Here is a 12,547-nt window from a genome sequence, read left to right on the forward strand (position 1 = left end):
GATGACCCGTACGGGATTCGAACCCGTGTTACCGCCGTGAAAGGGCGGTGTCTTAACCGCTTGACCAACGGGCCAGATATATATGGTAGCGGCGGAGGGGATCGAACCCCCGACCTCACGGGTATGAACCGTACGCTCTAGCCAGCTGAGCTACACCGCCATATAGGTGCTTATAAGCACAAGTTATATAATACAAAGGTTTCTTCATTCCGTCAACAGAAACTTCAAAGTTTTAATTTTCTGACTATAAAGGCGCATACAAAAAAAGCACCCGCTGGGATAGACGGATGCTCCATGTATTTATAGAAAGCAGCAAGTTATCCTCTTCTTGCTCCGCGCCCTCCACGTTTTGATTCCGTGTTTCGTTTTAAAGATGATAAGCGGTCTTCGCTATCTTTAAGAAACTTGTTCATTTTCTGTTCAAAAGATTCTTTCGGACGGAAATCATTTCTAGGTCTGGCTTGCGGACGGTCTTTAGCTTTTTTAATTGATAAACCAATTTTCCCGTCTTTTTCAACGTTGATGACTTTCACTTCAACTTGATCGCCGACTTTTAAATGCTCGTTAATGTCTTTTACATAATTATCGGCTACCTCACTGATATGAACGAGACCGGTTGAGCCTCCAGGCAATTCAACAAATGCTCCGAAATTTGTAATACCTGTTATTTTCCCTTGCAACTTGCTGCCAACTTCAATCGACATAAAAAAAGTGCTCCTCCTTAGGCTTATAAAAAGATCGTTTGTTTAATTATACCTAAATAAAAATTTAAGTGTCAACAAGGCTACTTGCTCTTCTTTTCTACATTAAAGAGAATCTCACCATTTCCTGACATAAACAAGTCTCTTCTGGCAAGCTCTGTGACGTAATCCTCATCCTTTAATTTGGAAATTTCATCTTTTAAATCAGCCTGTTTCGCATTCAATTCTTTTACTTGTTTTTCCAGCTGAGCCTTTTTTTCTTCGTTTGCGCTAAGGGAAGAGGTCTGTGACCACAGAGAACCCGCTAAGACAATAGCCGTCAACAACACAAGGGCGCCGAATACGATCAACCGTCTGAAAAGCCCTTTCCGCCTTCTTTTCATAAGCTGGGATTGCCGTTCAACCTGCTCTTTATAGTCGTTTTGAATTTCAGTTATTGTACGTTCCCTAGATAGATTCAAACCAGACGGTCCTCCTTTCACCTTTTCAAAATACGTATCATGGTCGATCTGATTGTTATGATTAGTTTCTTGCTCTTTTGTAAAAATCCTGCACTTTTTTGAAAATATCGTTTGAAAGTAAGACGCCACTTTTCAGGAAGAAGTTTCAATAATTGTTTCAACAGGAAAAACAGCGGATACAGCAAAAACGCTACGATCTTAAAAAGACACTTCGCAAAAAAGGCACTCACCCGATAGGAGTATAAAGAAATAACCGTGATCAGCCCGATGAGCAGCTTAAAGAGCAGAAGCACCGGACGGAACAGCACGTGCTGAATGAGCTTTTTTGCGAATTGGTAAAGAGACACCGCAAGATGAATGGCAAATTTCAGTATTTTTATATACATTCGTTTAAACAGGCTTTGGTACGTCGCAATACCCAGTAAGACAGCCAAGAAAATGTATACCCTGAGTTCTCCTTCATTCACGTTGAGCAGCACATAGAAAAACAGCAGACCTTGTACAATCCAAAAGAGAATGTCATGAATGAATAACAGCCATCTGGCCGTTTTGGCGCGGCTGACAAACAGCCTGTATGTATCAAGCGACGCTCCGAGCCAGGCGCCCATACCGGTCATTGCCAGCATCGTATAAAATTGGGTCGTCAGCGTCATTTAAACAACTTGCTAAAAAACCCTTTAGCTTTATCCCCTTGCTGCTCGTCTAAATATACAAGGTCAAACACCCTGCCTTTTATAGATACAATCCCTTTTTCCACATCAAGGTTTTTCATCTGCAGGTTCTCGCCTCTGACGGAAAGCATTCCCATAACCGTTTCCAGCAAAAACTCTTCGTTATCAAAACTTTCCACATGCTTGACGCCCGAAATGTCTAAATGCTTTCTCCCTTTCATCGTTACATCATGCTGTTCCGGAACAGAAGAAGAACCTTTTTGCTCATAATATGAATTCATCTATTCAGCCCCCATATCCTCGATACTTTTAGCATTATTACTGCATTGTATGAGGCGGGAGCCTTGTTTAGAACAAGCCTATTCGCCGAGTTTTTCTTCTTTGACGATTGTATACATGCCCGCGGCTTCTTCTTTTTTCGTTGTTTCTTTCAATTCATTTACCTTCACGGTGACAAGCTTCTGCCCGAAGCGGACCTTCAGTTCATCACCGGCTTTTACGTCTGAGCTGGCTTTCGCCTGATTCCCGTTAACGGTGATTCTCCCTTGATCGGCGACCTCTTTCGCCAATGTACGGCGTTTAATTAATCTGGATACTTTTAAAAACTTATCAAGTCTCATATCAGGATCTCCTCTCCATTTCTTTTGCTTCATCCCACAATTTGTCCATTTCCTCAAGTGACATTGCGGTCAATTCAAGTCCCTTTGCTGCCGCTTCTTTCTCAATATAAGCAAAGCGTCTGCGGAATTTGTCATTTGTCATGGCGAGCGCTTCCTCAGGCTCAATTTTATAGTATCGGCCGATATTGACCAATGCAAATAAAACATCGCCGAATTCAGCTTTTAAGCTGATTTCATCTGCTGATTCGGCGGAAGCCTCTGCAGAAAATTCCTTCAGCTCTTCATTTACTTTATCCCATATATCCTGAACGTCATCCCAGTCAAAGCCGGTTTTGGCGGCTTTTTTCTGAAGCTTGGCGGCTTTTGCAAGAGAAGGCAGTGTTTTCGGTACGGCATCCAGCAATGAAGAGGATGTTGTTTGCTTTTCCGCCTTTTTGATTTCTTCCCAGTTGGCGACGACATCATGTTCATCCTGAACCTTAACATCCTTAAACACATGCGGGTGCCGTCTGACCATCTTCGCACTGATGTCTCTGATGACATCATCAATTGAGAAATACCCCTCGTCTTCTCCGATCTGGGCGTGCAGCATAACCTGAAGCATGACGTCCCCGAGTTCTTCTATCATGTGATCCGTGTCCTCTTCGTCAATGGCCTCAAGCAGTTCGTAGCATTCCTCAATCATATATTTCTTTAATGACTGGTGTGTCTGCTTTTGATCCCACGGACAGCCGTTCGGCCCGCGAAGCTCGCGAATAATACTTCGGAATGCAGAAAATTCCTGGTAAAGGAGTTCTTCTTTTTTAATCGGCGGAACATACACGCTTGTTAAGTTATTTATTTCTACATTGCGGTCAAGTTCAAACAAAGGCACCTTGGTCATCTTTTCTCCCTGGCTCCCGGCTGCCGTAACGATGACCACTTCATAGTCGTCAGGCAATTTCTCCATGAGCGTCAGCTTCACCTCAGAGGCCGTCATTTGGTCATAAACCTGGCAGATGATCAGGTGATGGCGGAGTTCGATTTCATCCGGCGTCATTGTTTGCGCATCCGTAAATTGAAACCCTTCAATCGGATCAATTCGCAATGCATTAAAAGTGGCATCCAGAAAGCTTTGCCCTCCGGCAGTATGAACAGCTATCTGTTGTTCTTCCCGGCGTTCAAATAACAGCTGAACGGTTTTCTCAGCGACAAACGGATGCCCGGGCACAGCATAGACGACATCCTCTTGCTTCGCTTTTTCAAACAGAATGTCTGCGATCTCTTCATAGACCGCTTCAAACTGATCATGTTTTTCATAAATATCATCAAAATACCGGATGTCCGCTTCCGTCTCTTGCTCTAATTCCGAAATCAAAGGGTGGTCTTTCGTTCTTATATATAAATGCTTCGCCTGAGTCAGCAGCTTATGTACGCCCACTGTCAACTGATCCATGTCTCCGGCGCCGAGGCCGACGACCGTAATGTTACCTGCCATGTTTTTCTCTCCTCTTTTTCAATTTGCTTAAAGCACTGCCGAAAGGAAGGCCGCTCAGCTCTTCGTCCGTGAAAATCTTCATTCTTATCATACAATAAATAAACAATAGCCCTCCGATGACTGACGCAGACAGACTCTCACATACAGCTCCGCCCCTGCTGACGGGAACAAATAACTGCCAAAGCTTCATATATACGAGCAAAAAGAAGACCATCAGCAGACTGCACCAGCACAGACGGACAATCACGCCGCCGATATTCGTCAGCCAGCCCTTCGACCAAATTCTCCGGAGATTCAAGCACGCAACTGCGGCAAATGCCAAGACGGTCGCCAGTGCCGCTCCTGTAATACCCCAGCCGGGGACCAGCCAAACATTCAGCACCCATTTCAGCGCCCCTCCCGCCAAAACGGATACGGCGGGGAAAACGGTATGTCCCGCTCCTTGCAGAATCGCGGCTGCCGTAAGCGCAATTGAGGCAAAAAAGATAGATAAGCTGAATATTTGTAAGGTCTGCGTCCCCTCACTGTTTTGGAAAAGCATGATATTCACCGGTTCTAAAATGCAAAAAAGCCCGGCCGATGCGCCGATCCCTACCGCAAGGCAGAGCTTGACGGCTGATGTCGCTTTCTCTTTTATGATAAACGGCTTGTTCTCATGCACCGCTTTTGAAATTGAAGGAACCAAGGACGCGGCGATACTGACGGCAAACACGGTTCCCAGCTGAAGGAGCGGCTGTCCGCGGTCATATATGCCTTTCAGCTGTTTCGCGGCATGGCTCTCCGTCCCGTCTGAAAGCAGCGAATATAAGTTTAAGGCGTCTACAAGCTGAATCAAAAGCATGAGTACACTGCTGATACAGATGGTGACTGAATAAAGCAGCAGCTTTTTTACAATGACGGCCGTTTCGATATGTCCGCCATCTTTCTTTGTTTCTTCCCGCTTATACCAGAAAACAGCCAATACACAAAGGGCCGCAAAGCTCCCGGCTATTGATCCCGAGGCCGCCCCCGCACCCGCCGCGTATAATGAACGGCCGCTTTTCAAAAGCCATAAGGATAAACCGAGAAGCACCGCCACCCGAAGAAGCTGTTCCGTAATCTGGGATAAGGCTGACGGCATCATATCATGCACGCCTTGGAAATACCCCCGGATAACCGCCGTAAACGGAAACAGTATGAAAGCGAACGCCGCGACCCTTATCAGCATCACAAGGCGGGCGTCACCCATAAAACCGGCCAACGGCGCCGCGCCGGCATACATGAGCGCAAACAGAACAAGTCCGGCCGCCGTGACATAAAGGGCGGAAATTTTCATTATTTTTTGTTTATGATCGCTATAATCGTTCATTAATTTTGAGATGATCACCGGAAAACCGGATGTTGACAGCATGACCGCGATCCCTAAAAACGGATACACCTGCTGATAAATGTAAAATCCGACGTCACCGACAATATTCTGAAAAGGAACCCTGTACACGGCGCTTAATATCTTCGTCACGATACCCGCAACGACGAGCACAAAAGCACCTTTCCATGCCGATTGCCGCTTGGCGCCAACTGAATCGTTCATCCAAAAGCTCCTTCCAGCCGCTAGAAAATTACGTCTATAAAACGAGCTTATTATATCACAATCCTAACAGCCGAACCGATAGAGAGCACATATGAATATGAAAAAGAACAGCACTTGTATAAGAGCTGCTCTTTCTCCGTTTTCTTATTTCAATAATGGTAATAAGACCTACTGCTCCATCTGTCTCGCCAAAAAACTGGCTGCCGTTTCTACCGCTTTATGTTCTACTTCTCCAAGCGCCTGTTCCTTGGAAAAGATGACCACGGCGCCGATAGGATCGCCATTTGCCACGATCGGAGCGATTGTATAGGAGCTCATATCTTCATCAATGTCATTCACAAGCTGCGCGGACTTCACGTCGTTTTCTACCACAGAGCTGCGCTGATCCATCGTTTTTTCGAGCAAATCGCTGATGGATTTGTTCAGAAATTCTTTTTTCGAACTGCCTGAAACGGCAATATACGCGTCACGGTCGCAAATCAAGACGGAATGGCCGAGACTGTCATACAATGCATCTGCATATTCTTTCGCAAAATCGCCAAGCTCACTGATAGGAGAATATTTTTTCAATATAACTTCTCCGTCGCGGTCAACGAATATTTCAAGCGGGTCTCCTTCCCTGATCCGCAGTGTTCTCCGAATTTCTTTAGGAATGACGACCCGTCCTAGATCATCAATACGACGTACGATACCTGTAGCTTTCATCTCTCTGGTGCCTCTCTTTCATGTGATGATATTTAAGGGAAAGTACTAAAGCTCTTTACTTTATGTAGCTTCCGCCACTCGCTTGAAATTAGTATCCGTCACATCAAATGTAATATACACCAGAGAGTAACAATTTTTATGAAGATGCGATTGTTTCTTTCTTCACATTCTGAAGGCCTTTCAGCATGCCGAGAACGGTCTCCAGCCACTCTTCCGTTTTGCGGCCTTTCGTCTGTACTGAGATTTTCAGCTTTTTCCCTTCCATTCCCAGTCCGATCTGCCGGCCGTATTTATTGCCGAGTTCGAATAATTTCTGGCCGTCAATCTGTGCGCTGGCCTCTTCAGAAATGGTAAATCTGATCGCGTCTTTATCCTGCTTGATGAGTTCGACGCGTTCATATTTTCCGTATACCTTCATCTCAGCAACCGTAAACAGCCATTCAACTTCTTTAGGGTAGCTGCCGAACCTGTCGATGATTTCATCTTGGAGCTCATTTTTCTCCTCAATTGTGGCGATTGACCTGAAGCGTTTATACATGTCGATTTTTTGCTTGCCGTCTTGTATATAGTTTTCGGGAATATACGCGTCAAGCTCGATATCGATTTCTGTCTCAAACTGTTCGCTTTTCGGAATATCGCCTTTCCGCTCTTCAATCGCTTCCTTGAGCATTTGCGAGTACAGGTCAAAACCGACTGAGTCGATAAAGCCGTGCTGCTGGGCGCCGAGAAGGTTCCCCGCTCCCCTGATCGTCAAGTCACGCATGGCAATTTTAAAGCCTGATCCCAGCTCGGTAAATTCTTTAATCGCCTGCAGCCGTTTTTCCGCCACCTCAGTAAGCACTTTGTCTCTGCGGTACGTAAAATACGCGTAAGCGACGCGGTTGGAACGGCCGACCCGTCCTCTCAGCTGATACAGCTGAGACAGCCCCATTTTGTCTCCGTCGAACACAATCAAGGTATTGACATTTGGTATATCTACGCCTGTCTCAATAATAGTCGTGCTGACAAGGACGTCTGATTCCCCTTCCAGAAAATTGAGCATGACGCTTTCCAATTCATTTTCAGTCATTTTTCCGTGGGCATATGCCACTTTCGCATCGGGAACAAGCATGGAAATTTCATCAGCCTTCCGCTCGATGTCATCCACGCGGTTGTACAGGAAATATACCTGTCCTCCGCGCGCCAGTTCTCTTTCGATAGCTTCTCGTACAAGCGCGCCGTTGTATTCCACGACATATGTCTGAACAGGGAAACGGTTTTCCGGCGGCGTTTCAATAACGGATAAGTCCCGCACACCGAGCATGGACATATGAAGCGTACGCGGAATCGGCGTCGCTGTAAGAGTCAGCACATCGACATTGGCTTTGATCTGTTTGATTTTTTCCTTATGCGTTACGCCGAAGCGCTGCTCTTCATCAATGATGAGCAAGCCGAGATCTTTATAGACGACGTCTTTAGACAAGAGCCTGTGGGTTCCGATTACGATGTCTACCGTTCCGTTTTTCAGGCCTTTAATCGTTTCATTGGATTCTTTTCTCGTTCTGAATCGGCTGAGAAGACCGATGTTAATCGGATAGTCCTGAAAACGCTCCGTAATGGTTTCATAATGCTGCTGCGCGAGTATTGTCGTCGGCACAAGAAGCGCGACCTGCTTTCCGTCTGCGATCGCTTTAAAGGCCGCTCGGATGGCTACCTCCGTCTTCCCGTAACCCACATCACCGCAAAGCAAACGGTCCATCGGGCGTTCTCTTTCCATATCCTTTTTAATCTCCTGAATGGAACGGAGCTGGTCCTCTGTTTCCTGGTAAGGGAAAGCAGATTCGAACTGCCGCTGCATTTCATGATCGGGCGAGAACGCATAGCCTTTGCTTGCTTCCCGTTCCGCATAAAGCTTAATCAGATCATCGGCAATATCCTGAACGGAGTTTTCAACTTTTTTCTTCACCCGTTTCCATTCACTGCCGCCCAGTTTATAAAGCTTCGGTTCTTTTCCTTCAGAGCCGACATACTTCTGCACCTGATCGATTTGTTCTACAGGGACATACAGCTTATCGCTGCCCTGATAATGAATGTTGAGGTAATCTTTATGAATGCCTTTGATTTCCAGTGTTTCGATCCCCAAATACTTACCGATCCCGTGGTTGACGTGGACGACATAGTCACCGACCTGAAGCTCGGAATAGCTTTTGATCCGTTCGGCATTTGTCAGCTTCTGCTTTCTCGGCTTTTTCTTAATTCGGTTTTTGAACAGCTCTTCCTCCGTAATGACGGCCAGCTTCATCAGCGGCAGTTCAAAACCGGATTGCAGCTCGCCTTCCATGACATAGACCTGTCCTTGCACAAGCGCTTTGGAGCTGTCCGTTTTCGCGGCTTCAATTTCGTAATCAGCCAGCACGGATGCCAATCTGTCGGTTCTGTCCTTATTTGCGCCTAAAAAGACGACGGTGAAGTTTGATTTCTTAAAGCGCTCCATTTCACCTGCGAGCACATTCATCTGCCCGTGAAAACTCTGCATCTGCCGGCTTGTCACATTCACGATATTCTGAGGGCTTGTATGCTGGACATGACGCAAAAATAATGAATAATAAATAGCCGGACGCCGCTTTTCGCTCATAAGCTCCTGAAAGCTGAAGGATAAATGAATGTCATGCAGAATTTTCCCTTCCTCGAGCAGACTTGTCGTAAATTCGGCCTCTTCTTTTTGCAGCTGATCCTCCATTTCATGAATGCGGCTGACCTCGTCTAACAGTAACAACGTGTCTGCCGGTGTATAATCTAGCAAACTAGCAGGCTTTTCGTAAAAGTACGAGAGATACTTCACAAGTTCCTGATCAGTCTGTCCCGTTGATAACCGTTCTTTATCATGTGAGATATTGATATGAAGCATTTCCTTTTGTTTGTCCTGCTTCAGCTTTTTCAGACTGTCGGCAAGCCCTTTATCGAGCCTTTCCATTGCCCGGGCTTTTTCTTCCGCCCTGATGATCAATTCCTTCGCCGGTCCGATCGCCACATGTTTGAGCGTCTCAATTGATCTCTGGTCATCAGAATTGAAGCTTCTGATGGAATCGACCTCCGTATCAAACAGTTCAATTCGCACCGGATGCTCCGACGTCAGCGGATAAATGTCGATAATTCCGCCGCGAATACTGAATTCACCGGGTGCAGAAACCATATCGGAACGCTCATACCCCACCTCTACAAGGCGCGCGGACAGCTGATCCGGTTCTATATCGTCTCCGAGTGAAATGACGAGCTGGCTGCTTTTCCACAGCTCCTTCGGCGGAAGCATTCTTCTCACTGCCGCAACGGGCGCCACAACGACCGGCGCTTCTCCGTTTGTTAATCTATTAATGACATCAAGCCGCTGAGCGCGCAGTTCAGGACTCGCTACCGCAATTTCTGAAGAAATCAATTCATTCACGGGGTATAAAAAAACAGATTGATCCCCGAGAAGCGCCGTCAGATCTTCCGTCACTTTTTGGGCCTGATATAAATTATGGGTGATAAAGAAAATCGGCCTTTTCGTTTCCTGTGCAAGGGCGGAGGTAAAAACAGAACGCGCGGAACCTGACAGACCCGCAAGCAGCTGTTCCTTCAGCCCCTCATGTAAACCGTTGACAATGGATTTAAAATCATCGCTTTCTTTAATAAAGGTTTGAATGTTGTCCATATGGGCCCTCCTCTCTATTTTCTGCAAGAACAGAAAAACGCTTTGGTCTAGAATCTACACCAAAGCTTCTTATTGAATAAATGTGTTGTGTTCATGGTAGTGCGGATTGCGTTCCAGCGCCTCTTGGCAGTCTTCACAAATTGTAAGAACATGGACCTCTCCATTGTCTTTATATGAAATCATATCGTTTCTTTCCTCATTTGTTAAGTGCTGAAATCCAAGTGACTGTGTCGGCACCGTCGAATATTCCAGGCTCCCTACCTTAAAGCCGCAGTGGCGGCAGAAATAATGCAAAGCCATACGTTGGACCTCCTGATGTGAAAAAATCATTTTTCCCTAGTATGGTCTCCCATTATTTATCTTATACATTTGCATTAAATTCGTTCATGACTTCTAAAAATGGTTTCGTTAAGGAAGCTTCGCAGGCTTTTACGGTTTTTGAGACGGCATCATTGATATGCGGCGCTTCTTCCTTCGTAAAAGCTCCCAGTACATAGTCAACGACTTTCATTCCGTTAACGGGGCGGCCGATTCCGATTCTGACCCGGTCAAATTCAGGGGTTCCGAGATGCTGTATAAGCGATTTAATTCCGTTATGTCCGCCTGCGCTCCCCTTCGTCCGAAGCCTGATTTTTCCCGTCGGAAGATCAAGGTCATCGTATATGACTTTCAGATCTTCATGATCAGCATCATAATAATCCAGCAGCGGCCGCAAACATTCTCCTGATAAATTCATATATGTAAGCGGTTTAACAAGTAGAACTTTTTTTCCGGAAACAAACCCCATTCCGTAAAGTCCGTTGAATTTCGTTTTATTCAGTTCAATATTCCATTCTTTAGAAAGCTCGTCAATGGCCATAAAGCCGACATTATGTCTCGTGTTCTCATAGGTTTTTCCCGGGTTACCGAGACCGGCAATCACAAGCATCGTAAATCCTCCCTCAACATCGCTGTAATTCTTCTCATTCTAGCACAAAAGACGTAACCTCGGGCGGGTTACGTCTTAAAGCGCTTATTGATTTTCTCCTTCGGGCTCTTCCTCAGGAGACGGTTCTGCATCTTCTTCGAATGCTTCCTGCTTAGGAGGAAGGATGGAAGCCACGACTTCTTCCGGGTCGTTTGTAAATGTATAATTGCCGTCAGCAGTCAGATCTGCGATGGTCAGCACATCATTCATTTCAAGCCCGGAAATATCAACATTGATTGTCTGAGGGATGTCCTTCGGCTTAGCCTTAATCGAAAGTTCATGCAGCGGCTGCTGGATAACGCCTCCGTCTTTGACTCCTTGCGCCTCTCCCGTCAGCTGAATCGGCACCTCGGCCTCCAGCTCCTCACTCATATTCACGACTTGAAAATCGGCGTGCGTCAATTCGTTTTTGAGCGGGTCTGTCTGAAGATCGGTCACCATAACCGATTGCTGATTTCCGTTGACATCAATTGTGATAATCGTGTTTTTTCCTTCGTCCCGCAATGTTTTAAGCAATTCGACACTGTCTAAAGAGACAGGCGTATTCGTTGTTTCTTTACCGTATATAATCCCTGGAACATGTCCTGAATGACGGATTTTCCGAAGCGTCGAACGTTTAAAATCTGTTCTTTCATTTGCTTTTAAAGTTGCCATATTCAGCACCATCCTAATTATCGTTTTATCGTCCTATTAGAACAATACCCACAATAACTGGGATTTAAACCTTAAAGTTTCGGTTTAGCTGAATAAATAGCTGACAGATTGTTTCTCGTGAACGCGGATAATCGCTTCAGCCAGAAGCGGTCCGACAGAAAGCTGCTTAAAGCGGTCGATTTTTTTCTCATCAGGAAGCTTAATGCTGTTCGTTACGACAAGCTCCTTGATTTTAGAGTTATTGATCCGCTCAACGGCAGGGCCTGACAGTACAGGGTGCGTACAGCATGCATACACTTCTGCAGCTCCGTTTTCAACCAGCGCGTTAGCGGCAAGTGTGATTGTGCCGGCCGTATCAATAATATCATCGATCAGAATCGCCGTTTTTCCTTCCACGTTACCGACGATGTTCATCACTTCCACCTCATTCGGTCTAGGACGGCGTTTGTCGATAATCGCGATCGGCGCTTTCAGACGGTCTGCAAGTTTGCGGGCGCGCGTCACACCGCCGTGGTCAGGAGAAACAATAACGATATCTTTCAAGTCTTTACCTTCAAAGTAATGGCCTAAAATCGGAACACCCATTAAGTGGTCAATCGGAATATCAAAGAAACCTTGAATTTGCGGCGCGTGTAAATCAAGCGCGATCACGCGTGTCGCACCCGCTGTTTCAAGCAGGTTTGCAAAAAGTTTTGCCGTAATCGGTTCACGTGATCTTGCTTTTCTGTCCTGGCGCGCATAACCGTAGTACGGAATCACAATGTTGATTGTTTTCGCGGAAGCGCGCTTTAGAGCGTCAACCATAATCAGCAATTCCATAATATGCTCATTAACCGGCGCACTTGTAGACTGAATGATATAGCAATCACAGCCGCGAATACTTTCTTCTATGTTGATCTGGACCTCTCCGTCACTGAATCTTGTAACAGAGCACTTTCCTAATTGAACCCCTACATTATCCGCGATTTCTTTTGCAAGTTCTGGATTTGAATTCAAAGAAAAAATCTTTAAATTCTTATCTCCGTATTCGTTAGACATGGTAAACCTCCGA

Annotated in this window: 13 protein-coding genes and 2 tRNA genes; all 15 read right to left on the reverse strand. The window is 45.8% G+C overall.

Annotated features, from left to right (window positions below; genetic code table 11):
* Positions 1-2: 2 nt before the first annotated feature.
* Positions 3-74, reverse strand: a tRNA-Glu gene (locus ACWJJ4_RS19265).
* Positions 75-83: 9 nt separating this feature from the next.
* Positions 84-160 (reverse strand) — tRNA-Met (locus ACWJJ4_RS19270).
* A gap of 157 nt (positions 161-317) precedes the next feature.
* On the reverse strand, positions 318-704 hold the full coding sequence (locus ACWJJ4_RS19275; protein WP_004264630.1) for a S1 domain-containing RNA-binding protein: 387 nt from the start codon (positions 702-704) through the stop codon (positions 318-320).
* 80 nt (positions 705-784) lie between these two features.
* The gene (gene divIC, locus ACWJJ4_RS19280; protein ID WP_004264632.1) at positions 785-1,162 is read right to left on the reverse strand and encodes a cell division protein DivIC; all 378 of its coding nucleotides are present in this window, start codon (positions 1,160-1,162) and stop codon (positions 785-787) included.
* 17 nt (positions 1,163-1,179) lie between these two features.
* Entirely contained in the window at positions 1,180-1,815 is a 636-nt protein-coding gene (yabQ, locus tag ACWJJ4_RS19285; RefSeq protein WP_004264635.1) for a spore cortex biosynthesis protein YabQ, read from the reverse strand.
* Positions 1,812-2,114, reverse strand: coding sequence for a sporulation protein YabP (gene yabP, locus ACWJJ4_RS19290; protein WP_004264638.1), 303 nt, complete (start codon positions 2,112-2,114; stop codon positions 1,812-1,814). The genes yabQ and yabP overlap by 4 nt, the downstream gene beginning before the upstream one ends.
* Positions 2,115-2,192: 78 nt before the next feature.
* Positions 2,193-2,453 (reverse strand): RNA-binding S4 domain-containing protein, encoded by a 261-nt coding sequence (locus ACWJJ4_RS19295; RefSeq protein WP_004264639.1) that lies wholly within the window; start codon positions 2,451-2,453, stop codon positions 2,193-2,195.
* A gap of 1 nt (position 2,454) precedes the next feature.
* Entirely contained in the window at positions 2,455-3,930 is a 1,476-nt protein-coding gene (locus ACWJJ4_RS19300) for a bifunctional methyltransferase/pyrophosphohydrolase YabN (protein WP_173613290.1), read from the reverse strand.
* Positions 3,920-5,500, reverse strand: a complete 1,581-nt coding sequence (locus tag ACWJJ4_RS19305; RefSeq protein ID WP_454021874.1) for a putative polysaccharide biosynthesis protein — start codon at positions 5,498-5,500, stop codon at positions 3,920-3,922. Before ACWJJ4_RS19305 ends, ACWJJ4_RS19300 begins: the two co-directional genes overlap by 11 nt.
* Before the next feature lie 168 nt (positions 5,501-5,668).
* The gene (gene spoVT, locus ACWJJ4_RS19310) at positions 5,669-6,205 is read right to left on the reverse strand and encodes a stage V sporulation protein T (protein WP_454021875.1); all 537 of its coding nucleotides are present in this window, start codon (positions 6,203-6,205) and stop codon (positions 5,669-5,671) included.
* Between the two features lie 136 nt (positions 6,206-6,341).
* A complete protein-coding gene (gene mfd / locus ACWJJ4_RS19315) occupies positions 6,342-9,875 on the reverse strand; it encodes a transcription-repair coupling factor (protein WP_025854078.1) in 3,534 nt (1,177 codons plus the stop codon).
* Between the two features lie 69 nt (positions 9,876-9,944).
* Positions 9,945-10,175, reverse strand: coding sequence for an anti-sigma-F factor Fin (locus ACWJJ4_RS19320; protein WP_454021876.1), 231 nt, complete (start codon positions 10,173-10,175; stop codon positions 9,945-9,947).
* A gap of 61 nt (positions 10,176-10,236) precedes the next feature.
* Positions 10,237-10,803: an aminoacyl-tRNA hydrolase gene (pth, locus tag ACWJJ4_RS19325; protein ID WP_004264652.1), complete on the reverse strand. Its 567-nt coding sequence runs from the start codon at positions 10,801-10,803 to the stop codon at positions 10,237-10,239.
* Positions 10,804-10,887: 84 nt separating this feature from the next.
* On the reverse strand, positions 10,888-11,496 hold the full coding sequence (locus ACWJJ4_RS19330) for a 50S ribosomal protein L25/general stress protein Ctc (protein WP_070081262.1): 609 nt from the start codon (positions 11,494-11,496) through the stop codon (positions 10,888-10,890).
* 84 nt (positions 11,497-11,580) lie between these two features.
* Positions 11,581-12,534 (reverse strand): ribose-phosphate diphosphokinase, encoded by a 954-nt coding sequence (locus ACWJJ4_RS19335; RefSeq protein WP_004264656.1) that lies wholly within the window; start codon positions 12,532-12,534, stop codon positions 11,581-11,583.
* Positions 12,535-12,547: the final 13 nt, after the last annotated feature.

The organism is Bacillus sp. JK62 (genome assembly GCF_053663455.1).